Annotated in this window: 26 protein-coding genes; 14 read left to right on the forward strand and 12 right to left on the reverse strand. The window is 45.3% G+C overall.

The window, feature by feature from the left end; translation table 11 throughout:
- Positions 1 to 82: 82 nt before the first annotated feature.
- From murA to mlaF, 7 genes are all read right to left on the reverse strand, one after another.
- Positions 83 to 1,345, reverse strand: coding sequence for a UDP-N-acetylglucosamine 1-carboxyvinyltransferase (gene murA, locus MHN00_RS02140; RefSeq protein ID WP_014948355.1), 1,263 nt, complete (start codon positions 1,343 to 1,345; stop codon positions 83 to 85).
- Between the two features lie 12 nt (positions 1,346 to 1,357).
- Positions 1,358 to 1,615 carry a BolA family protein gene (locus MHN00_RS02145; protein WP_012517351.1) on the reverse strand — a complete coding sequence of 86 codons (258 nt, stop codon included), beginning with the start codon at positions 1,613 to 1,615 and terminating at the stop codon, positions 1,358 to 1,360.
- A gap of 29 nt (positions 1,616 to 1,644) precedes the next feature.
- Positions 1,645 to 1,953, reverse strand: coding sequence for an STAS domain-containing protein (locus MHN00_RS02150; RefSeq protein ID WP_061094266.1), 309 nt, complete (start codon positions 1,951 to 1,953; stop codon positions 1,645 to 1,647).
- Positions 1,950 to 2,615, reverse strand: coding sequence for an ABC transporter substrate-binding protein (locus MHN00_RS02155; RefSeq protein ID WP_014948352.1), 666 nt, complete (start codon positions 2,613 to 2,615; stop codon positions 1,950 to 1,952). Before MHN00_RS02155 ends, MHN00_RS02150 begins: the two co-directional genes overlap by 4 nt.
- 118 nt (positions 2,616 to 2,733) lie before the next feature.
- Positions 2,734 to 3,207 (reverse strand): outer membrane lipid asymmetry maintenance protein MlaD, encoded by a 474-nt coding sequence (mlaD, locus tag MHN00_RS02160; RefSeq protein WP_014948351.1) that lies wholly within the window; start codon positions 3,205 to 3,207, stop codon positions 2,734 to 2,736.
- A gap of 9 nt (positions 3,208 to 3,216) precedes the next feature.
- Complete coding sequence (mlaE, locus tag MHN00_RS02165; protein ID WP_039219616.1) at positions 3,217 to 3,993, reverse strand: lipid asymmetry maintenance ABC transporter permease subunit MlaE; 777 nt, start codon at positions 3,991 to 3,993, stop codon at positions 3,217 to 3,219.
- Positions 3,990 to 4,790 (reverse strand): phospholipid ABC transporter ATP-binding protein MlaF, encoded by an 801-nt coding sequence (mlaF, locus tag MHN00_RS02170; protein ID WP_014948349.1) that lies wholly within the window; start codon positions 4,788 to 4,790, stop codon positions 3,990 to 3,992. The genes mlaE and mlaF overlap by 4 nt, the downstream gene beginning before the upstream one ends.
- An 848-nt stretch (positions 4,791 to 5,638) precedes the next feature.
- Here mlaF and MHN00_RS02175 point away from each other — a divergent pair.
- The 12 genes from MHN00_RS02175 (at position 5,639) to mgtE (ending at position 15,018) form a co-directional block, all read left to right on the forward strand.
- On the forward strand, positions 5,639 to 6,595 hold the full coding sequence (locus MHN00_RS02175; protein ID WP_014948348.1) for a calcium/sodium antiporter: 957 nt from the start codon (positions 5,639 to 5,641) through the stop codon (positions 6,593 to 6,595).
- A 2-nt stretch (positions 6,596 to 6,597) separates the two neighbouring features.
- Complete coding sequence (locus MHN00_RS02180) at positions 6,598 to 7,578, forward strand: KpsF/GutQ family sugar-phosphate isomerase (RefSeq protein WP_239300117.1); 981 nt, start codon at positions 6,598 to 6,600, stop codon at positions 7,576 to 7,578.
- Positions 7,579 to 8,127, forward strand: a complete 549-nt coding sequence (kdsC, locus tag MHN00_RS02185) for a 3-deoxy-manno-octulosonate-8-phosphatase KdsC (protein ID WP_014978397.1) — start codon at positions 7,579 to 7,581, stop codon at positions 8,125 to 8,127.
- The gene (gene lptC, locus MHN00_RS02190; RefSeq protein ID WP_014948345.1) at positions 8,124 to 8,702 is read left to right on the forward strand and encodes an LPS export ABC transporter periplasmic protein LptC; all 579 of its coding nucleotides are present in this window, start codon (positions 8,124 to 8,126) and stop codon (positions 8,700 to 8,702) included. The genes kdsC and lptC overlap by 4 nt, the downstream gene beginning before the upstream one ends.
- Complete coding sequence (gene lptA, locus MHN00_RS02195; RefSeq protein ID WP_014948344.1) at positions 8,671 to 9,225, forward strand: lipopolysaccharide transport periplasmic protein LptA; 555 nt, start codon at positions 8,671 to 8,673, stop codon at positions 9,223 to 9,225. The genes lptC and lptA overlap by 32 nt, the downstream gene beginning before the upstream one ends.
- Positions 9,226 to 9,227: 2 nt before the next feature.
- Positions 9,228 to 9,953 (forward strand): LPS export ABC transporter ATP-binding protein, encoded by a 726-nt coding sequence (lptB, locus tag MHN00_RS02200; RefSeq protein WP_014948343.1) that lies wholly within the window; start codon positions 9,228 to 9,230, stop codon positions 9,951 to 9,953.
- 73 nt (positions 9,954 to 10,026) lie between these two features.
- The gene (locus MHN00_RS02205) at positions 10,027 to 11,508 is read left to right on the forward strand and encodes an RNA polymerase factor sigma-54 (RefSeq protein WP_014948342.1); all 1,482 of its coding nucleotides are present in this window, start codon (positions 10,027 to 10,029) and stop codon (positions 11,506 to 11,508) included.
- Positions 11,509 to 11,538: 30 nt separating this feature from the next.
- Complete coding sequence (gene hpf / locus MHN00_RS02210) at positions 11,539 to 11,826, forward strand: ribosome hibernation promoting factor (protein ID WP_012517338.1); 288 nt, start codon at positions 11,539 to 11,541, stop codon at positions 11,824 to 11,826.
- A 13-nt stretch (positions 11,827 to 11,839) separates the two neighbouring features.
- Positions 11,840 to 12,283 (forward strand): PTS IIA-like nitrogen regulatory protein PtsN, encoded by a 444-nt coding sequence (gene ptsN, locus MHN00_RS02215; protein WP_014975727.1) that lies wholly within the window; start codon positions 11,840 to 11,842, stop codon positions 12,281 to 12,283.
- A gap of 84 nt (positions 12,284 to 12,367) precedes the next feature.
- Positions 12,368 to 13,213: an RNase adapter RapZ gene (rapZ, locus tag MHN00_RS02220; protein ID WP_014948340.1), complete on the forward strand. Its 846-nt coding sequence runs from the start codon at positions 12,368 to 12,370 to the stop codon at positions 13,211 to 13,213.
- Positions 13,213 to 13,485, forward strand: coding sequence for an HPr family phosphocarrier protein (locus MHN00_RS02225; protein ID WP_014948339.1), 273 nt, complete (start codon positions 13,213 to 13,215; stop codon positions 13,483 to 13,485). Before rapZ ends, MHN00_RS02225 begins: the two co-directional genes overlap by 1 nt.
- A gap of 174 nt (positions 13,486 to 13,659) precedes the next feature.
- Positions 13,660 to 15,018: a magnesium transporter gene (gene mgtE, locus MHN00_RS02230; protein ID WP_014948338.1), complete on the forward strand. Its 1,359-nt coding sequence runs from the start codon at positions 13,660 to 13,662 to the stop codon at positions 15,016 to 15,018.
- 50 nt (positions 15,019 to 15,068) lie between these two features.
- Here the strand turns inward: mgtE and MHN00_RS02235 are convergent, their stop codons facing one another.
- Complete coding sequence (locus tag MHN00_RS02235) at positions 15,069 to 15,821, reverse strand: response regulator transcription factor (RefSeq protein WP_131136029.1); 753 nt, start codon at positions 15,819 to 15,821, stop codon at positions 15,069 to 15,071.
- A 220-nt stretch (positions 15,822 to 16,041) separates the two neighbouring features.
- Here MHN00_RS02235 and MHN00_RS02240 point away from each other — a divergent pair, with 220 nt between their 5' ends.
- Positions 16,042 to 16,857, forward strand: coding sequence for a spondin domain-containing protein (locus MHN00_RS02240; protein ID WP_039224560.1), 816 nt, complete (start codon positions 16,042 to 16,044; stop codon positions 16,855 to 16,857).
- Between the two features lie 12 nt (positions 16,858 to 16,869).
- A complete protein-coding gene (locus MHN00_RS02245) occupies positions 16,870 to 17,718 on the forward strand; it encodes a spondin domain-containing protein (protein ID WP_131136030.1) in 849 nt (282 codons plus the stop codon).
- 184 nt (positions 17,719 to 17,902) lie between these two features.
- On the opposite strand, the gene MHN00_RS02250 is transcribed toward MHN00_RS02245, so the two are convergent.
- From MHN00_RS02250 to MHN00_RS02265, 4 genes are all read right to left on the reverse strand, one after another.
- Positions 17,903 to 18,376: a ClpXP protease specificity-enhancing factor gene (locus MHN00_RS02250; protein ID WP_014948334.1), complete on the reverse strand. Its 474-nt coding sequence runs from the start codon at positions 18,374 to 18,376 to the stop codon at positions 17,903 to 17,905.
- Entirely contained in the window at positions 18,373 to 19,005 is a 633-nt protein-coding gene (gene sspA, locus MHN00_RS02255; RefSeq protein WP_012517332.1) for a stringent starvation protein SspA, read from the reverse strand. The genes MHN00_RS02250 and sspA overlap by 4 nt, the downstream gene beginning before the upstream one ends.
- 167 nt (positions 19,006 to 19,172) lie before the next feature.
- Positions 19,173 to 19,907 carry a cytochrome c1 gene (locus MHN00_RS02260; RefSeq protein ID WP_014948333.1) on the reverse strand — a complete coding sequence of 245 codons (735 nt, stop codon included), beginning with the start codon at positions 19,905 to 19,907 and terminating at the stop codon, positions 19,173 to 19,175.
- A complete protein-coding gene (locus MHN00_RS02265) occupies positions 19,904 to 21,169 on the reverse strand; it encodes a cytochrome bc complex cytochrome b subunit (RefSeq protein WP_014948332.1) in 1,266 nt (421 codons plus the stop codon). Before MHN00_RS02265 ends, MHN00_RS02260 begins: the two co-directional genes overlap by 4 nt.
- Between the last annotated feature and the right edge of the window lies 1 nt (position 21,170).

The raw sequence follows: 21,170 nt of genomic DNA on the forward strand, positions 1-21,170 counted from the left end.
AGCCCGCATAGATAATAGACACAAAAAAGCGCCAGATAGATATGCTATCTGGCGCTTTTTCGTAGAAGTGCGAAACCTTGAGTTATTCTTTCACTCTTTCAATGATGGCACCCAAGCCACCCAGCTTCTCTTCAATGGCTTCATAACCACGGTCTAAGTGATAAATGCGATTCACGTGAGTCTCACCTTCTGCGATGAGCCCAGCTATCACCAAGCTTGCCGACGCGCGCAGGTCAGTAGCCATTACCGGAGCTCCTTTAAGGCTTGAGCTGCCTTTAGACACTGCTGAGTTCGCTTCTAACGCGATTTCTGCGCCCATACGTTGTAACTCTGGCACGTGCATGAAGCGGTTTTCAAAAATGGTTTCTGTAATTACGCCCGTGCCTTCGGCAACACAGTTTAAGGTAACAAACTGCGCCTGCATATCCGTAGGGAATGCTGGGTGTGGTGCGGTTTTAACTCGCACAGCCTGTGGTTTGCGCCCTTCCATGTCTAGCTCTATCCAGTCATCACCAGTGGTGATTTTAGCTCCGGCTTGCTCTAGCTTATCTAGCACTGCATCTAATGTATCTGGCGCCGCATGAGTACAGCGTATTTTCCCACCTGTCACAGCAGCCGCTACCAAGAAAGTACCGGTTTCTATACGGTCAGGCAGCACTGCATAATCACAACCGTTTAAGGTTTCCACGCCCTCAATGGTTATTTTATCGCTTCCTGCACCGCTAATTTTCGCGCCCATCTGAATAAGACAGTTTGCTAGATCAACGATTTCGGGCTCGCGTGCCGCGTTTTCAAGAATGGTTGTTCCGTCAGCCAGCGCCGCTGCCATCAGTAGGTTTTCAGTGGCACCCACGCTTACCATATCCATGAAAATACGCGCACCTTTCAGACGACCATCGACTTCGGCTCGAATGTAGCCTTCGTCTACTTCAATCTTCGCGCCCATCTTTTCAAGGCCAGTTAAATGAAGATTTACCGGGCGCGCACCTATAGCACAGCCCCCGGGCAAAGAGACATTCGCTTTACCTTGCTTAGCTAACAGTGGGCCAAGTACCAAGATAGACGCACGCATAGTACGTACTAACTCATAGGACGCTGTAACGCTTTGTAGCGTACTCGCATCGATAACGATATCGTTAGGTGCGGGTAGTGCGACTTCAACCCCTAATTCACGCAAAAGTGCCGTCGTTGTATTGATGTCACGAAGACGAGGGACGTTGGTGTAACGACAAGGAGAGTCGGTCAGCAAGCTTGTCATCAACAATGGTAAGGCCGCGTTTTTAGCGCCAGAGATGCGCACGGTACCGTTGAGCGCAGGGCCCTTTTTAATTACGAGTTTATCCACGTGCTACGCCTATTATTGAGGAATATTAAACTGGCGCTCACGCTCCCAGTCTTTTACTGAAAACGTCTTGATGGTAATTGCATGCATGCTGCCGTCTGCAATTTTATCAGCCAAAGGCGCATATACCGCTTGCTGGCGCTTCACACGGCTCATTTCATTAAAAGCATCGCTTACCGCAATAATATTAAAATGCGAACCTTCGCCCTTTACATGGACTTCGTGAAGGTCTAACGCATCTTTCAAGATTTTTTCAATTTCAGACAATTCCATAACTTACTTCTTAATTCGCTAACGGGTGTTTATTCTACGGGTAAAAAGCTATCTGCGTCGCTTATTTTAGCAAGCTTACGTAGCTTCTCGGGCATTTTATATAGGCTCATGCTAACACCATTTTGCTTTGCATCCCTAACGGCATTAATAAGCCAAGCCAAACCTGCACTGTCTGCGCGCTCAACATCACTTAAATCAACAAGACATCTTTTATTGTTAATCAAGATACTACGCTCATTTCCGTTCAAACTATCCCAGAAATTCTTCGACAGCGTTTCACGGTCAAGATGACCGTGAACCACTACATTGCCTTTGTCGTTTACCTCAAATAGGCTCACTCAGCCTCTCCTTCGATTTCGATTGGCTCGCCTTGCTTAAGCTCAACTGGCTTACCAATTTTGTCGCGCATTAGTGCGATAACTGCATCGATACCGTCTTGACGAAGGATTGATTCAAATTCGCTACGCTTGCTGTTTAGCATGCTGATGCCTTCAGCAACCATATCGTAGGCTTTCCACTCGTTCGTTTTACTATCTTTACGAACTTTAAAAGCAATTTTGATTTCAGGGCGGTTTGGATCTTGAACCACTGCACGCACTGTTACTGATTTTTTATCATCAAAAGATGATTCAGGCTCAAAGATGACTTCTTGGTTGTCGTAGTAGCCCATTGCCACAGCGTAGGTTGTTACCAAATATTGACGAAATACGCTGATGTACTCGCCCATCTTCTCTTGAGGTACTGACTTAAAGTGTTTACCTAGTACCATAAAAGCAGCGAATTTGTAGTCGATATGAGGTACTAATTCTTCTTCCATAATAGTGCGTAGCATTTCAGGATCAGCTTTGATCGCTGCTTGGTTCGCTTTGATGCGCTCAAACGTGCGGTTTGCTACGTCTTGAACCAATTCGTACGGGTTTTGTTCATTAACTTCTTGTGCATTCGCTATGCCCGCTACAGACATCATGAAGATGCCAAGTGCTACCATAAACTTTTTCAAAATTACTCTCCTAACTTAAAACTCTATTTAGCAGACCTGATGGCAATCTAATAAGTTTCATCACGCCGCTGGAATAATTTAACGACCTGGTAATATACGTCTGGCCGTAATACTGCGATTAGTCTTCGTCGCTTCCGCGATTAAATAAGAACTGACCAATGAGATCTTCAAGAACCAAAGCTGACTTAGTATCCTGAAGGTAATCGCCATTCTGTAAATTAGCGACACCGTCGAAAGAGAAGCCAGGTTGGAAACCAACATACTGTTCGCCTAGCAAACCCGAGGTCAAAATAGACACAGAGCTGGTTTCTGGAAAGCCGTTGTATTCATTTAAAATTGACAGCTCAACCACTGGCGTAAAATCTTCTTGGTCTAGCGTAATCGATGACACACGGCCAACCGTTACCCCACCAACCTTTACTGCCGATCTCGGCTTTAAGCCGCCAATATTGTCGAATTTTGCGTATAACGTGTAGGTATCGCCTTCGGTGGCTACCGTTTGGTTTGCTACTTTCAGTGCCAATAACAACAACGCACCGATTGTAAGCATGACAAACACACCAACCATTACTTCCGTTTTATACTTACTCATTCCGATCCCCTACTCGATACCAAACATAAGGGCGGTTAGCACGAAGTCCAGCCCTAATACTGCTAATGATGAATAGACCACCGTTTCGGTAGTCGCTTTGCTGATCCCTTCCGATGTTGGAATAGAATCGTAACCTTTAAATATGGCAATCCACGTCACAACCAAGGCAAACACGAGGCTTTTTATTACGCCGTTTATGACATCCTGGTTCCAATCTACTGTCGATTGCATAATTGACCAGTAGCTGCCTGCATCAACGCCTAACCAATCAACACCCACTAAGTGGCCGCCTAAAATACCAATGGCACTGAAAATAATGGCAAGCATAGGCATCGCTAACATTCCCGCCCAAAAACGCGGAGCTACTATGCGCCTTAAAGGATCTACCGCCATCATTTCCAAGCTACTTAACTGCTCAGTGGCTTTCATAAGGCCAATCTCAGCAGTCAACGCAGACCCAGCACGTCCAGCAAACAATAGAGCCGTAACCACCGGCCCGAGTTCTCGTAAAAGAGACAGTGCAACCATGGGACCTAAGCTCCCCTCTGCACCATAATCCACTAAAATAGTGTAGCCTTGAAGTGCCATCACCATGCCAATAAACAGCCCCGACACCATGATGATGAGCAGCGACTGAACACCAACCACATAAAGTTGTTTGATAATCAGTGGAATATTTTTTACTCGAGGGACAGCGACAAGTGCACCAAACAACATCAGCGCGGCTCTACCAATTGCGGTAACTTTCCCTATCGTTTTAGCGCCTATTGATTGGAAGAACTTCATTTATCTGCCCCCAAGAAGCTTGCTTTCAAATCAGGTGCAGGATAATGAAATGGTACCGGACCATCTGCTTTTCCTTTCAAGAACTGTTGGACTAATTCAGAGTCACTTTCTTTGATTTGCTGCGCCGTTCCTTCCCCGATAACCCGCTTGTCAGCTAAGATATAAATATAATCGGCAATGGTCAGTACTTCAGTGACATCGTGAGTCACCACAATACTGGTTAGATTAAGTGCGTCGTTTAATTCACGAATAAGCTTAACCAGCACACCCATTGATATAGGATCTTGTCCGGCAAAGGGTTCGTCGTACATGATTAAATCTGGATCTAGTGCAATTGCCCTTGCCAAAGCAGCCCTGCGCGCCATACCACCAGACAATTCACTAGGCATTAATTGAGCTGCACCGCGCAATCCTACTGCCTGTAGCTTTAAAGCGACGATTGTCGCAATAACGTCTTCAGAAAGTTTTGTATGTTCGCGAAGTGGAAACGCCACGTTATCGAACACACTCATATCGGTAAAAAGCGCACCACTTTGAAAAAGCATGCTCATTCTACGACGTGTCTCATATAGCGTTTTTCTCGACATAGAAACAATCGAATCGCCGTCGAATCTAACGTCACCTTCATCTGGCGTTAACTGCCCGCCAATAAGGCGCAGCAGCGTGGTTTTACCTATACCACTTGGCCCCATTACCGCAGTAATTTTGCCTTTGGGTACCTTTAGCGATATCCCATCATAAATGATGCGATCAGCGCGCTTAAAGGTAAGGTTATCTACTTCAACTAAATGATCCATAGTTACTTAAATGTCGACCCCTGACGTTGGATTGAGAGCTTATAAAATAACGCGTTCAATCCACTTAGAAAATTTTAAAATTATAAGAGTAAGTGAGTATTCAATTTCTGTGCCTTCACTTGATCCACTCTTAAGGTTTACTGCACAGTTTACTTTATGAGCGCATAAAATCAAAAAAGTTTACTCTCCAGTGTACTTTTTTGAATTTCTATCGCCAGACACGGTATAGAACACCTTGTCTGGGCGGTGTAATTTAAGGGCATTGTACGCTTTTTCAAGCCCCTCGCCAAAGTCAAAAAGTTACAAGTTATGTTCGATTAAGACGAATATATACCAGTCCGTATAGATTATTACCCACGCAGCGAGAGTTAAAATGTTCGTAATCGCGGCGTGTTACCGCAGGTATAGTGGTTCTACATCAAGGTGACACAACAAAGAGTACGGACATTTTAAACTCGCCCTTCGGGAAGGTCTGGCAAGCTTCCTAGCTTCATTCTGGGAATTTGAAAGGGAACAGCCATTCCTGCATTCCCACGCTTCGCTAGGAAACTTGCCAGCGCCTTCTGAGTGGGCAATTATCTATGCGGACTGGTATTCGGTATCTCACGCCCAAGTGCCCATCTAGTATCCTACAAGCCTCCCAAATCAATCCTAATACCATCCTATTTTGTTGTTTCTTAACTGAAACTGAATATGAAGTCTTGTGTGTGTAAGTGCGACCTAATTTGCGTATTCAGCGGAAATTTACGTCAATTGACAGTATTTGGCGAAAATAAAACGCTGCGAGCATAGGCAAATGGCACTCTTTTTGCGACAATCTAGCGAAATACTTTCTATTACAGGTTGTTGTGCTTTTAAACATTGTCATTTTTCTTGTTGGGCTGATTGTACTGAGTTGGAGCGCTGACCGGTTTGTATATGGCGCCTCAGCATTAGCAAAAAACATCGGCATTTCTCCAATGATGATCGGACTAACGATTGTCGCTATGGGATCTTCGGCACCTGAAATTGTGGTTTCCGCCATAGCCTCCGCAAATGGCAATATGAACACCGCCGTGGGTAACGCGCTAGGTTCTAACATCACGAACATCGCGCTAGTTTTAGGTATAACCGCGCTAGTGAAACCATTGCTTGTTTCATCAACAACATTAAAGCGCGAGCTTCCAGCACTCCTTATCATCTCATTGATTGCTATTGGCTTTATGTTTGACGGTGAACTTAAGTCTTATGAAGGCATTATCCTACTAGGCCTGTTCATTTTCGTACTGGCAATGATGGCGTGGTTGTCGCTACAGGTAGATAAAGAAGACCCTCTGGTTGCGGAAACCGCAGATGAAATCCCCAAAGGCGTTTCGAATACGTCAGCGCTCATTTGGATTGGTGTAGGCCTTGTAATACTGCCATTAAGTGCTCACTTTTTGGTGAACTCAGCAGTAGAAATTGCCAGATACATGGGCATTTCGGATTTGGTTATCGGACTAACGATTATTGCGTTTGGTACAAGTCTACCTGAACTAGCAGCAAGTGTTGCGGGTGTACTGAAAGGTGAAGACGATTTAGCACTGGGTAATATCATCGGCTCAAATATCTTCAACCTGCTTGCCGTACTTGGCATGCCCGGGTTAATCGCGCCTGGTATCCTGGACCCTGACGTTTACAACCGAGATATGTACGTAATGCTTGGTTTAACATTATTATTGTTCTTGTTCAGCTTCGATTTAATCGGTAAACGTACAATATCAAGAACAAATGGATTCATACTTCTGGCTTGCTTTATCGGCTATCAATTCTGGCTATTCGGATAATCATGAATACACAAACTCAGATGAACTATATCGACTCAGCGAAGCGCGTTATTGAAATTGAAACACAGGCTATTGCTAATCTGGCAGAGCGCTTAAACAATGAATTTATCGCTGCCTGTAATATTCTCTTTGCCTGCAAGGGTAAAGTTGTCGTGAGTGGTATGGGAAAGTCTGGGCATATCGGAAATAAAATTGCCGCTACGCTTGCCAGTACAGGTACTCCTGCATTTTTCATGCACCCTGGTGAAGCCAACCATGGCGACTTGGGCATGCTAAGCAAAGGCGATGTCTTACTCGCCATCTCTAATTCTGGCGAGACTAACGAGCTAGTTAACTTATTGCCCGTAGTTAAGCGCTTAGGCATACAGGTGGTCGCCATGACCAACAGTGCTTCCAGTTCATTAGGGCAACACGCAGATGTCGTACTTGATATCAGCGTTGAAAAAGAAGCGTGTTCGCTAGGTCTTGCTCCTACGTCAAGCACAACCGCCACACTGGTTATGGGTGATGCGCTTGCGGTAGCACTGCTCGACCAAAAAGGTTTCACCTCAGATGACTTTGCGCTTTCGCACCCAGGCGGCAGTTTAGGCAGAAAACTTCTGCTTAAAGTTAGCGATATCATGCAAAGCGGCAGTGATATCCCCCTTGTCCATGCCAGTGCTTCTGTTGCTGACGCACTGCTGGAAATATCTAAAAAGGGGTTGGGTATGACAGGCGTGATAGCGGCAGACGGTACGCTGACAGGCGTCTTTACGGATGGCGACCTACGACGAATTCTCGATGCCCGCGTAGACGTACACAGTGCCACGGTAGAAGAAGTAATGACTAAAGGCGGCAAGACTACCACCGCAGGTCAGCTGGCTGTAGAAGCCCTGAATTTGATGGAAACCCATAAAATTAGTGCGTTAATGGTTACTGACGATATGCGCAAACCTGTTGGGGCTTTTAACATGCATATGCTACTAAAAGCAGGAGTGCTTTAAATGACAACCACCTTGTACACGGAAATAAATGACTCGCTTTTCGCAAAACTAGCCAAGATAAAGTTGCTGGTATGCGACGTTGATGGTGTGTTCTCAGATGGCCGAATTTACTTAGGTAACGACGGTGAAGAACTTAAAGCATTCCATACCCGTGATGGATATGGTGTAAAAGCGCTAGTGAGCAATGGAGTGAATGTCGCGGTAATTACTGGACGTCGCTCTGCCATTGTTGAAAATAGAATGAAGGCACTGAATGTTGCACATATAATTCAAGGCGAAGAGAATAAAGCAGACGCGCTTAGCGACCTGATGAAACGCCTTGAGTTAAACACTGACGAAGTGGCTGCGGTAGGTGATGACATGCCAGATACGGGTATGTACAAGCACGTTTCAGTTAAAATTGCGGTTGCCGATGCCCATCCTTACGTAGCAAAACAAGCAAACTGGATTACGACCCTTCCCGGTGGGTTTGGCGCGGTCCGAGAAATATCGGATACCATTTTGCAGGCCAAAGGGGTAGCAAATGAGATTTTTGGAGCTAGTGTATGAGCCTGTTTGGCTTTAATCGCTTAGGATTAAGTATATCAGCGCTATTTATTCTGGCGATGCTGATGTACATCCCTACGTGGATGGAAGAGCAGCCTGAAACGCAGGGGAATCGTGAAAACGATGCGCTAAAGCCCGCCTACAAAGCAAAAAATCTAACCACTACGCTGTACAATCAAGACGGTGAGTTAAATCACAAAGTATTTGCAGAGTCGATGGAGCATTACGACCAGCTTGGCTTTGTATTGTTTCAGCAACCTAAATACACCCTTTATACAGAAAACGCGTCATCACCATGGGTGGTAACCGCTGATGAAGGTACACTATACAATAACGAGCTAATCCAGCTGGAAAACCAAGTTAATATTGAGAACCAAACTGGCGATGACTTTGTCAGAAGTATATCGACCGAGTACATTCAAATTAATTTAGAAACCAAGCAAATGACATCTGACCAACCCGTTGAAATACTGGGCACCCAATATGTCATTTTAAGTAATGGGTTTAACGCGAATTTACGCACACAAGAATACGAGCTTTTAGATCATGTACAAACCACTTATTCCCCTAGCAACTAGTTTATTGCTTGCCATCGCTAGCGGTGCGGTACACGCCAGTGAAGATGATTTTTCGCAGCCCATAAAAATAGGCTCGAACACCCAGTTTATCGACGGTAAAAATAAAACCGCGTTGTACAAAGACGACGTACTCATAACTCAAGGCTCTTTGGTTATTGAAGCTGACGAAGTGGAAGTAATTGCCACTGACGGTGGTGGTCGTGAAATATTTATTGCTAGAGGGAAGCCTGCAAGCTATTCCCAGCAATTGGAAGACGGCACGCCAGTTTCAGCAAAAGCTAATGAAATACGCTATGAAGTGGTGAACCGAACGATTTCTCTTGCCGGAAACGCAGAGTTGAAACAAGACACCAGTAAAGTACAGGGTGACAACATCACGTTCGATATGATTACCGAGCAATTGCTAGCGACTGGGGGCGCAGGTAAAGATGGTGAGGGTCGAGTGACCACAGTATTCACACCTGAGACCATTCGCAAAACTTCGTCTAAGAAAGACAAAAAAGACAACGAGGGCAATGAATAGCAATGGCAACTTTGAGCGCTAAAAATCTTGCTAAGGCTTACAAGTCAAGACAGGTTGTTCGAGATGTAAGTCTGTCTGTCTCAACGGGTCAAATTGTTGGTCTTCTTGGCCCAAATGGCGCTGGTAAGACCACCACATTCTACATGATTGTTGGTTTAGTGAATCTGGATAAAGGCAAGATTGAAATCGACGACAATGAGCTAACTCATCAGCCCATGCACGAGCGTGCACGCCGCGGAATAGGCTACCTACCGCAGGAAGCCTCTATTTTCAGAAAGCTCACAGTGCATGAAAATATCATGGCCATTTTGCAAACCCGTAAAGATTTAAATTCACAACAGCAAGAAGAAGAAGCTGATGCGCTACTTGATGAATTTAATATTAACCATATACGTAATAGTACGGGGATGAGTTTGTCAGGGGGCGAACGCCGTCGCGTTGAGATTGCCCGCGCTCTGGCAGCAAAACCGCAATTTATTTTGTTAGACGAACCATTTGCTGGTGTTGATCCAATATCAGTTAATGATATAAAGAAGATAATACAACATCTTCGCGATAGGGGTATTGGAATCCTTATCACAGACCATAACGTACGAGAGACATTGGATGTTTGTGAAAAGGCGTACATTGTGAGTCATGGCGAGCTTATTGCGCAAGGAACGGCGGAACAGGTTTTAAGTAATCAAAAAGTAAGGGATGTATACCTAGGCGAACAATTCAGGCTATAGTTAATGTAACCGAATTGTCATTTTTCAGTTTCGCTCTGGTATATTCAATTTAGAGCATTTAAATAAGACGTAGATGAAACCATCTTTACAGCTAAAATTTAGCCAACAACTTACCATGACACCTCAGCTTCAGCAGGCCATTAAACTGCTGCAGCTTTCTACACTTGATCTTCAACAAGAGATCCAAGAAGCGCTCGATTCTAATCCGCTATTAGAAGTTGAAGAAGGTAACGACGAGCCGCAACTAGAAAAGAACAATATCGACAACGATGACAGCGGCTCTGAGGCCACTGCTTCTGCATCTAGTGACACATTAGAAGCCGGCGATGCACTTGAGAAAAACGATCTTCCCGATGAGCTGCCAATCGACAGTACGTGGGATGAATACTACTCTGCTTCATCTTCGCCTGCTCCGGGTCCATCCAATGACGACGAGCAAATCTTCCAAGGTGAGACTACTGAAGATATTCAAGAGCACCTTCTTTGGCAAATGCGCCTTACCCATTTCTCGGATACCGATCGCGCAATCGCTACAGCAATCATCGACTCTATTGACGAGTCAGGTTATTTAACCGTTACCCTTGATGATATTTTAGAAGCGGTTAACGATGATGATATGGAAGAGCCGATTGAAATGGACGAAATAGAATGTGTGCTAAAGCGCATTCAGATGTTCGACCCTATTGGTTCTGGCTCACGCTCTCCACAAGAATGTTTGATGGTGCAATTGCGCCAGTTTTCAGAAGACACACCGTGGCTTGCTGAAGCAAAACAACTGATTGAAGAGTACTCTGACTTACTGAGCAGCAAAGACTATCGTACGCTTATGCGTAAAAGCCGATTGAAAGAAGATCAGCTACGCGAGGCAATGCGTTTACTGCAAACCTTGAATCCTCGCCCAGGTAGTGCTTTAGTTACTAAAGAGCCTGAGTACGTTATTCCTGATGTCTCAGTAACCAAGAAAAATGGCCGTTGGGTGGTTGAGCTGAACCCCGACAGTCTGCCTAAGTTAAGCGTAAATCAACAATACGCTGCAATGAGTCGCCGTGCCAAGAATAGTAGCGATTCACAATTCATCCGCTCACACATGCAAGAGGCTAAGTGGTTCATAAAGAGCCTTGAATCTCGTAACGAAACCTTAATGAAGGTTGCAAACTGCATTGTGCAGCAGCAAATGGGCTTTTTTGAGCACGGCCCGGAAATGATGAAACCAATGGTGCTAAATGATGTCGCAGAAATGGTAGATATGCACGAATCCACTATTTCGCGAGTGACAACGCAAAAGTACATGCATACGCCACGTGGAATCTTCGAATTGAAGTATTTCTTCTCAAGCCACGTTGCAACAGAGTCTGGTGGTGAATGTTCATCTACAGCGATTCGTGCATTGATCAAGAAATTAGTGGCCGCTGAAAAGCCTAGCAAGCCGCTAAGTGATAGCAAGATTGCTTCATTGTTGGCCGAACAAGGCATTAAAGTTGCCCGGCGAACAATAGCAAAGTACCGGGAATCGTTGTCGATCCCGCCGTCGAACCAACGCAAAAGCCTTATTTAATCGGGCTTAATAATATAAGGAAGACGAAATATGCAAATCAACCTTACTGGTCATCATGTCGAAATCACCGACTCTTTGCGTAATTATGTCGATACGAAGTTCAGCAAACTTGAACGTCACTTTGATCACATTTCTAATGTGCATGTCATCCTGAACGTTGAAAAATTAAATCAAAAAGCCGAAGCGACCGTTCATTTAAGTGGCGCTGAAGTATTCGCATCCTCAGAAAATACCGACATGTATGCGGCGATTGACAGCATGGTTGATAAACTCGACCGGCAGGTAATCAAGCATAAGGAAAAACTGAAAAAACATTAGTAGTTAATTAAGCATGGATATACAAGCCATCGTAAGTCTGGACCGCACCGAGTGTGCGGTTCAGTGTAATAGTAAAAAGCGAATTCTTGAGATCATCGCTGATATCGCTGCCAAGCAAAACGAGAACATTGATCAGGCAACGGTACTCAACAGTTTGATGGCTCGAGAGCGTATGGGTAGTACAGGCATTGGCAATGGTATCGCCCTGCCCCACGGACGCCTGCCGGGCCTTGAGAAAGTGATTGCCATTGTTGTAACCAGCACGCCAGCAATCGACTTTGACGCCCTTGACGAGAAACCCGTAGACATCTTTTTTGCGCTACTCGTTCCCGAGGAGCAGACCGAAGGACACCTTCAAACGCTGGCCACCGTGGCTGGTAAACTAAGCGACAAAGAAACGATTAAAGCAATACGTCGCGCAACGACAAGCGACGATATTCTATCTGCATTAAGTTAAACATTAAGCGCCTATTAACCGTTTAGTGGGCGCCTAATTCAACAACGCGTATGTGATAAAACCAGAGTATTAGGGAGAAAGTAGGTGAAGCTGATAATAATCAGTGGTCGTTCGGGGTCTGGTAAGTCTGTCGCACTTCGCGCATTGGAAGATTTAGGTTATTACTGTGTTGATAATATCCCGGTAAACTTACTTCCCACCTTAACCCATACAGTTGTTGACGAGTACGATCAGGTTGCGGTAAGTATCGATGTGAGAAACTTACCTAAAAATCCTGACGATTTGGTGGAAATTCTAGACTACCTGCCTTCTTCGTGGTCGATGACCATTGTTTACATTGACGCGAGCGATGATGTACTGGTTAAGCGTTTTAGCGAAACACGTCGTCTTCACCCTCTCGCCAAGCTTAATAAATCGCTTTCAGAAGCCATTAAAGCGGAGTCTGCCCTACTTGCTCCTATTGCAGAACGCGCAGATTTATATTTGGACACTGATAAGCTTACCATTCACCAACTGGCAGAGTTAATTCGAGAGCGTATCTTGGGTAAGAAAAGCTCACGCCTTGTGCTTGTGTTTGAGTCGTTTGGCTTTAAGCACGGCATTCCTAAAGATGCGGATTACGTTTTTGATGCCCGCTTTTTACCTAACCCCCACTGGGAGCCCGACCTTAAACATCTGACCGGATTAGACGCACCAGTAGAAGTATTTTTGGGGTCGCAGCCTGTAGTGACCAAGTTCATTTGGCAAATTCAGAATTTAATAACGACATGGCTGCCTCATTTAGAGCGCAATAACAGAAGTTACGTAACCGTAGCCATTGGCTGTACTGGCGGGCAACACCGTTCGGTTTATATCGCACAGACCCTGTCGAAAACCTTCAGTGAAATACACCCTGATGTTCAAATTCGCCATAGAGAGCTGAATCAGTAATGACTATTCAAAAAACGCTAACTATCGTCAATAAGTTAGGGTTGCATGCGAGAGCGGCGACCCAACTGGTTAAACTGGCTAATCAATTCGACGCTAAAATTATCTTAAAAAAAGGCGATAAAGAAGCAGACGCAAGCAGTGTATTGGGATTAATGATGCTTGAAAGCCATCAAGGTGAACAGGTAGATGTGATTGTGGACGGCAGTGATGCTGTTGATGCACTTGCAGCTATTGAAGAGCTTATTGAGGGCAGATTTAACGAAGACGAATAGTCTTACTTACCCAATCCATTGACCAATTAATCAACACTTAGCGCAGTTATCTTAAAATCCTGCGCAAAACCTACGCAATTATCATGACAGACTCATCATAATTGCGATATTCTACGCCCACTTAGGCTCTATGGCCTGCATTGTTCATCTTTTAGCTTGTAGGAATAACGCCTTATGGCAGAAGCGCTTGTTTCTAAATACGTACAAACTCAGTTACGCGCACTCAACGCTGCGTTGACCAACGGTCAATTCGTATCTGTACGTAAGCTTCTGCTTGAATTACCGCCTTCAGACGTCGCCCACATTCTTGAATCTAGCCCAAGCAGAACCCGTGACGAATTATGGGAGCTCATTGATGGTGACTTTCACGGCGACATTTTAGAAGAACTGTCTGACGATGTTCGAAACGGTATCATTACAAAAATGCTTCCCGCTAATGTGGTTGACGCACTTGAAGAGATGGATACCGATGACTTAGCAGAGACGCTAAGCAGCCTTCCCGAGCCAGTATTGGCCGATATTCTAGATTCGATGGATGCACAAGATCGCGTGCGCGCAGAGCAAGCGCTGTCTTACGGTGAGGAAACCGCTGGTTTCATCATGAACACCGACACCATCACATTACGTCCAGATGTGACCATTGACGTGGTTCTGCGCTATATCCGCTTAAAAGGCGAGCTACCTGAGAATACGGATACGTTTTACGTGGTAAACCGAACTGACAACCTTGTTGGTATCGTTCCGGTTACCCGTTTACTCACCGCAGATACCGACGATAAAGTGTCTGACGTTATGGACGAGGAATCTGAAGCGATTCCTGTGAATATGCCAGACGATGAAGTGGCAAGCCTGTTCGAGCGATACAATTGGCTTTCAGCACCTGTTGTAGATGAAAACCATCGCTTAGTGGGCCGAATTACCATTGATGACGTGGTTGATATTATTCGTGAGGACGCCGAGCACTCGATGATGAGTATGGCGGGTCTTGATGATGACGAAGATACCTTTGCACCCGTTATGCAAAGTACCAAACGACGCTCGGTGTGGCTGGCGGTAAACTTAGTGACGGCGCTAATGGCTGCGATGGTGAGTGATCTATTTGAAGCAACGCTCAGCCAACTGGCTGTGTTAGCTATATTAAATACCATTGTCCCCAGTATGGGCGGTGTAGCGGGTAATCAGACGCTAACGCTAGTTATTCGCGGTATGGCACTAGGCCATGTTAACGCGAGTAACTCACGATGGCTTATCAGTAAAGAAATATCCATCGGCTTTTTAAACGGTGCCATTTGGGCGGTGCTTATTGCCTCTGTCATAGCGTTATGGAAACAAGATTACATGCTGGGCGTAATTATTGCCTTTGCCATGATGGTAAACATGATTGCGGCTGCTTTAGCGGGTGCAACCTTACCTATGATCATGAAGCGTCTTAAGATAGACCCTGCCCTAGCTGGCAGTGTTATCTTAACTACGATAACCGATGTAGTGGGTATTTTTGCTTTCTTAGGTACTGCGACGCTGTTTCTAATTTAAGTTAATTTTGAACTCTCATGCCTGATAGGGCATGGTGAGCTAAAAAATACTCATGCAATAAGCGCTTTCGCTATATATCCATTGACGTTCAACTTGTAACCCACACCCCAGACGGTTTCTACTAGCTGTCCACCATTTTCAATACTGTTGATTTTATCAAGCTTAGTGCGTAAACGATTTATATGGGTATTCACCGTGTGCTCGTAGCCTTCGTGGTTATAGCCCCACACCTCACTGAGCAATTGATTGCGAGAAAAAACTTGGTTTGGATGACGACAAAAATAATCCAGTAGCGCAAACTCCCTAGCCGTTAACGTTAGCACTTGGCCATTTAAGGTTACGCTATGAAATCGCTGGTCGATTTTAAGGGGTCCTATTTCGATGCGCTCTTCACTACCTTGAGATGGTCTTAAATGTTCTTGGCTAGGCATACTTCTGCGCATATGGGAGCGAATACGGGCAATAAACATACGTGCATCAAATGGCCCTGATAGATAATCATCTACGCCTACTTCATAGTAGTTTGCTTCATCTACCTCTTCGTCGGCCACATCGCCTGTCATCGCGTCACTTTCCACTGCCATCACCCAACTTTCGGGGTTCGTATCAACAAGGCCTTTTATACGATTAAGACAGATAATATTTCCATGCGACTCAACAATAACGAGCGAATAATGCTGCGCCTTAAGCAACGACTCTGCGGATTGAAAATTAGAGACTGCGTCGTAAAGAAAGCTATGCTTACTTAAGCATTGCGATATGTTCTGTTGAAACTTATTTCCACTGTAGATGATAAGGATCATATCTCGCTCCTAATTCGCCAATAAAAAACAAGACCAGTGTGTTCGTGGTTTTCTTTCACAGTGATTACAATTTTTTTAAAAAATATAAATTCAGAATTTATAACAGCACTGTTATTTATTGAGACGAATCTGTGTGCGTTTTGTGAAAGTTCTGTGATGAATTGGACATTTTACTGCCCTAAATTTTTATGCGATTTAAGCCATAAATAAGGACAATAAAATGAAATTCACTAAACTTGCTAGCGCAACGCTTTTGTCGCTAGCAGCAGTATCAGTAAGCCAAGCTGTCACTTTAGACATTGAAATTACCAACCTGACTCAGGCGCAGAGTTTTACGCCGCGTTTAGTCATAGCTCACGATGACACCGTCGATGCCTTTGAAGTTGGGCAACCTGCGTCATCAGCTCTAGCGTGGTTAGCTGAAGCTGGTGTTATTGACGACGAACAAAATGCTGATTCAAGCGGCGCAAACTTTGAAGCGTTACTCGGCCCTGTTGATACCGACAATGGTTCAAATACGTGGCACCGTTTTGGCGGACTTCTCGCGCCGAAAGCTACGTTAAGCTATCCCTTCGATACTATGGACAAGCCATATCTTTCGCTACTTTCCATGCTAATACCTACTAACGACGCTTTTGTTGGTATGGACAGTATTGAAATTCCAACCGAGCCGGGTACCTACACTTATTACCTTAATGCATACGATGCCGGTACTGAGCTTAACGATGAACTAAATAGTGCCCGTACAGATGTTGTTGAAGCTGGAACCGGAAACGCGCTGGGTGGATATGGCGTACCGGGTGTTGCCGGTGGCGGCGCTCCAACTCGTATTGTTGATTTGGGTACAGGTGGCACGGGTGTGGGTGCACAAATCGTTAATGGCGAAATAGAAGATGGTGAAGATGGCCCAGTACACATCCACCGCAATGCGCTTGGTGATACTGATAGCGCCGCTGGTGCCAGTGATCTGGACTCTACCGTACACCGTTGGTTGAACCCAGTAGCACGTGTAGTTATTACTGTTCCTGCATCTTAAGGAGCCAATACGATGAATAATCCAGTAATTAAACTCAGTACATTATTGATGCTTTCAGCGCTTCTTGCTGCCTGCGGCGACGATGGTGATACAGGCCCTCAAGGACCAGCGGGTCCGCAGGGAGAAGCAGGTACTGACGGACAAGATGGTACGGATGGCCAGGACGGTTCTGACGGACAAGACGGTATCAACGGTAATTCAGCGGTTTATACCGTACAAATTACCAACTTAACTTACTCTCAGCCCTTTGCACCTGCCGCCGTCATATTGCATGAGTCAGGCTTCCATTCCTTTAATGAGGGCGAGCCAGCCAGCATGGGCATTGAAATAATGGCTGAAGGCGGTGACCCGTCTATGGTCATTACTGAAGCCATGGACTCCACGGACTTTTTGGATGCGCAAAACTCTGGGGGCATATTGGGTCCTCGCTCAATGGGCGCAGAACTAACTCTTGTGGTTCCAGAACTCGATGCTGACGACCTTCGCCTTACGGTAACGACCATGCTGGTCAACACCAACGACGCATTCACCGGCTTAAACGCTGCGAATGTAAGCAACATGGCGGTTGGTGATATAAAAACGTTCATGACAGTGACTTGGGATGCGGGTACAGAAGCAAACACAGAAACAGCTGCTACTATGCCAGGCCCTGCCGCTAGTGCAGCGGGTGGCGGCGGAGAAGCTGCGGGCTATGATGTGGTGAGGGATGATCTTGCCGATGCAGTAAGACTTCACCAAGGTGTAGTCACTAGTGCAAACGCTGACGATCCAAGCCGTGAGGGCCTGTCTACATCGGTACTAACCGAGGCCCATCGCTTTGATTTCCCAACGAGCCGCGTGGTGATAACCCGAACCCGTTAAATGGTCAAACGCAGTACCACCTGAAAGCGCCCTATTACGCAGGTAATGGGGTGTTTTTACTTTTGTGCGAAGGGGAACGGGAGATAAAACTTAACGGGAATAAGAAAGATAAGCGCTGGCTTTGCTGAGTAGATAAACTTCACAAAACCAGGCTAATACGTTATTTGATAAGCTATTTAATAAGTTACTTAATAACTTTAAGGGTAGGTTTACCCTTTTTAGGTGGAACAGGTGCGTCTTTCACGTCGCTTGCATCAGCATCTTCCAGCGACGTCGGGCCGCTTGGTTGAGAAACATCTTCAGATGTTTCTGGACGCTCTTGCTGCGCACGAGCCACATCTTCTTCAGTGGCGAATACTGTACCTGCACCATTTTCTCTTGCGTAAATAGCCATTACCGCTTCACAAGGCATACTTAATCTTCTAGGTTGCCCAGAGAAGCGCGCTTGAAACGATAAGCCATCTAAATCAAGAGAAAAGTTAACACACGCACTAGGCGATACGTTTAAAACGATCTGACCGTCTTTCACGAATTCCTGCGGCACTTCAACCAACTCGTTGGTTGCATCTACCACAATGTACGGCGTTAAGTCGTTATCAACAATCCACTCATAAAAAGCCCTAAGCAAATAGGGCTGGTTTGACGTCATAGATGTCATAGCGGGTTGTGGATCTCACGCTCTTGGTCAGTCAAAGACGCTTTAAATGAGCTACGAGAGAAAATACGGTTCATGTAAGCGTTAATTTCTTTGCTGCCAGCACCGTTTAGTTCAATACCTAGTGCAGGTAAACGCCATAATAGCGGAGCAAGGTAGCAATCAACCAAGCTGAACTCTTCGCTCATAAAGTAAGGCATTTCACCAAATACAGGCGCAAGAGATAGCAAAGCTTCACGCAGCTCATTACGTGCTGCTTCTACATCACCTTCGCCACGGAAAATACGGGCAGCAAGCGAGTACCAGTCTTGCTCGATGCGGTGCATCATAAGGCGGCTCTGACCACGTGATACTGGGTAAACCGGCATAAGTGGTGGATGAGGGAAACGCTCATCAAGGTATTCCATGATGATGTGCGACTTGTAAAGTACAAGCTCGCGATCAACTAGAGTTGGAACAGTACCGTAAGGGTTAAGCTCCAACAGATCTTCAGACAAGTTGCTAGGATCTGTGTAGCTGATTTCAACACCCACACCTTTTTCTGCCAACACAATACGCACCTGGTGGCTATAAATATCAATTGTGTCAGAGAACAACGTCATAATAGAACGTTTATTCGCGGCTACGGCCATTCAATTTCCTCCGTCGAGAAACAAGTTTACGCTTACAAACGGTAAGCTTATTACGTTAACTCGTGCTACCTGAAGACCCTATTTACTAGGATTTTCAGATAGCACGAGTAAATACCAAAAAAGGGGGCGAGAAGCCCCCTTTTCATATTATACATAAATCTGTGCGATTAGTGCACTTCTCGCCAGTATTCTTTCTTCAGTAAGTAAACAAATACAAACAATACTGCGATAAAGATAAGTACCCACTTACCGATTTTGTGAGATTCAAGTTTAGAAGGCTCACCTGTGTACTCTAGGAAGTTCACGATATCGGCAACGGCTTGGTCGTACTCGTCAGGAGACATTGCGCCAGTACCATCTGACTTAATGCCTACATAACGCTTAACCATCTCTCCATCAACCATTTGCTCTTCATAAGTACGTGTTGGCGTACCTTGAAGAGGTTGAAGTACGTGTGGCATACCTACTTCTGGGAATACTGTGTTGTTCACACCAAATGGGCGGCTTTCGTCAACATAGAAAGAGCGCAGGTAAGTGTAAATCCAGTCTTCACCACGAACACGAGCCACTAGCGTTAGGTCTGGTGGAGCAGCACCGAACCAGCCAGCAGCGGCTTCTTCTGGCATTGCACGGGTAATGTAGTCAGACACTTTTTCACCCGTGAACTGCAGGTATTCTTGACCTAGTTCGTCAGGAATACCCAAGTCTTGGAATGAACGCTGATAGCGCTGATACTTCATTGAGTGACAGCCTAAGCAGTAGTTCATGAACAATTGTGCACCGCGCTGTAAAGACGCCTTATCGGTTAAATCGATAGGCGCTTTATCTAGGTGTACGTTCCCGCCTGCCGCAAGCGCTACGCCAGGTAGGAAGAAGGCTAAAAAGCACATCATTTTTTTCATTTAGAAATCCTCTCTGGCACAGGTTTAGTGTTTTCGTTTTTGCTGTACAAGAACAGTGCTACGAAGAAACCGAAGTACATTACCGTTGCAACTTGCGACGCAATGATTTTCCAGTTTTCTTGCGGTGTACCACCTAGGTAACCTAGGAAGATAAACACAATTGCAAACACGATAAGGTTTACTTTGTGTAGGCCACAACGATAGCGCCATGACTTAACACGACCACGGTCTAACCAAGGCAGAGCAAATAGCGCAGCAATTGCACCGAACATTGCTAATACACCGAATAGCTTATCAGGAACCGCTTTTAGTACAGCGTAGAACGGTGTGAAGTACCAAACAGGGAAGATATGCTCAGGTGTTTTAAGTGGGTTAGCAATTTCAAAGTTAGGGTGCTCTAGGAATTTACCGCCCATTTCAGGGGCAAAGAACAGCACGTAAGTGAACAATGCTAAGAATACACAGAACGCCACAAGGTCTTTAAGTACGATGTGTGGGAAGAACGGCAATACGTCATCAGCAATGTCGTACTTGCTTGTGTAGTATTCATGAATTTCATACTTCGTCTTTTCAGACTCAGGTAGTGAACCTTTCTTGTGCTTGATAGCGATACCATCAGGGTTGTTAGAACCCACTTCGTGAAGTGCAATAATGTGAAGGAACACAAGAATAACGATAACCAACGGCAACGCAATAACGTGTAATGCGAAGAAGCGGTTTAGTGTTGCGCCAGAGATAACGTAGTCACCTTGTAGCCAGATAACAAGGTCAGGACCAACAACAGGAATAGCACCAAATAGTGATACGATTACCTGCGCACCCCAGTAAGACATTTGTCCCCAAGGTAGAACGTAACCCATGAAAGCTTCTGCCATAAGCGCTAGGTAAATAAACATACCAAACACCCATAGAAGCTCACGAGGCTTCTGGTAAGAGCCGTAAATCATGCCACGGAACATGTGTAGATATACCACAATAAAGAACGCTGATGCGCCAGTACTGTGCATGTAACGAATGATCCAACCGTAGTCGATCTCACGCATGATGTATTCAACAGAAGCAAATGCGCCTTCTGAAGATGGAACGAAGTTCATGGTCAACCAAATACCAGTAACAATCTGGTTTACCAAAACAATAGTTGCTAGAAAACCGAACACATACCAGAAGTTCATGTTCTTTGGAGCAGGATATTGAAGAGCGTGCATATTCGCAACGCGCATCATTGGGATGCGTTCTTCAATCCAACCTAGGAAAGCATTCATA

The organism is Alteromonas sp. Cnat2-8 (genome assembly GCF_022348355.1).
Classification (GTDB): Bacteria; Pseudomonadota; Gammaproteobacteria; order Enterobacterales; family Alteromonadaceae; genus Alteromonas; species Alteromonas macleodii.

What these genes read in the sequence shown, in the direction of transcription:
- mgtE (WP_014948338.1), top strand. Translation starts at nt 13,660, where the DNA reads ATGGCAGAAGCGCTTGTTTCTAAATACGTACAAACTCAGTTACGCGCA.
- lptB (WP_014948343.1), top strand. Translation starts at nt 9,228, where the DNA reads ATGGCAACTTTGAGCGCTAAAAATCTTGCTAAGGCTTACAAGTCAAGA.
- mlaD (WP_014948351.1), bottom strand. Translation starts at nt 3,207, where the DNA reads ATGAGTAAGTATAAAACGGAAGTAATGGTTGGTGTGTTTGTCATGCTT.
- kdsC (WP_014978397.1), top strand. Translation starts at nt 7,579, where the DNA reads ATGACAACCACCTTGTACACGGAAATAAATGACTCGCTTTTCGCAAAA.
- mlaE (WP_039219616.1), bottom strand. Translation starts at nt 3,993, where the DNA reads ATGAAGTTCTTCCAATCAATAGGCGCTAAAACGATAGGGAAAGTTACC.
- MHN00_RS02205 (WP_014948342.1), top strand. Translation starts at nt 10,027, where the DNA reads ATGAAACCATCTTTACAGCTAAAATTTAGCCAACAACTTACCATGACA.
- MHN00_RS02225 (WP_014948339.1), top strand. Translation starts at nt 13,213, where the DNA reads ATGACTATTCAAAAAACGCTAACTATCGTCAATAAGTTAGGGTTGCAT.
- MHN00_RS02245 (WP_131136030.1), top strand. Translation starts at nt 16,870, where the DNA reads ATGAATAATCCAGTAATTAAACTCAGTACATTATTGATGCTTTCAGCG.
- MHN00_RS02265 (WP_014948332.1), bottom strand. Translation starts at nt 21,169, where the DNA reads ATGAATGCTTTCCTAGGTTGGATTGAAGAACGCATCCCAATGATGCGC.
- hpf (WP_012517338.1), top strand. Translation starts at nt 11,539, where the DNA reads ATGCAAATCAACCTTACTGGTCATCATGTCGAAATCACCGACTCTTTG.
- MHN00_RS02240 (WP_039224560.1), top strand. Translation starts at nt 16,042, where the DNA reads ATGAAATTCACTAAACTTGCTAGCGCAACGCTTTTGTCGCTAGCAGCA.
- MHN00_RS02260 (WP_014948333.1), bottom strand. Translation starts at nt 19,907, where the DNA reads ATGAAAAAAATGATGTGCTTTTTAGCCTTCTTCCTACCTGGCGTAGCG.
- MHN00_RS02180 (WP_239300117.1), top strand. Translation starts at nt 6,598, where the DNA reads ATGAATACACAAACTCAGATGAACTATATCGACTCAGCGAAGCGCGTT.
- lptC (WP_014948345.1), top strand. Translation starts at nt 8,124, where the DNA reads ATGAGCCTGTTTGGCTTTAATCGCTTAGGATTAAGTATATCAGCGCTA.
- sspA (WP_012517332.1), bottom strand. Translation starts at nt 19,005, where the DNA reads ATGGCCGTAGCCGCGAATAAACGTTCTATTATGACGTTGTTCTCTGAC.
- lptA (WP_014948344.1), top strand. Translation starts at nt 8,671, where the DNA reads ATGTACAAACCACTTATTCCCCTAGCAACTAGTTTATTGCTTGCCATC.
- ptsN (WP_014975727.1), top strand. Translation starts at nt 11,840, where the DNA reads ATGGATATACAAGCCATCGTAAGTCTGGACCGCACCGAGTGTGCGGTT.
- MHN00_RS02235 (WP_131136029.1), bottom strand. Translation starts at nt 15,821, where the DNA reads ATGATCCTTATCATCTACAGTGGAAATAAGTTTCAACAGAACATATCG.
- MHN00_RS02250 (WP_014948334.1), bottom strand. Translation starts at nt 18,376, where the DNA reads ATGACATCTATGACGTCAAACCAGCCCTATTTGCTTAGGGCTTTTTAT.
- MHN00_RS02145 (WP_012517351.1), bottom strand. Translation starts at nt 1,615, where the DNA reads ATGGAATTGTCTGAAATTGAAAAAATCTTGAAAGATGCGTTAGACCTT.
- mlaF (WP_014948349.1), bottom strand. Translation starts at nt 4,790, where the DNA reads ATGGATCATTTAGTTGAAGTAGATAACCTTACCTTTAAGCGCGCTGAT.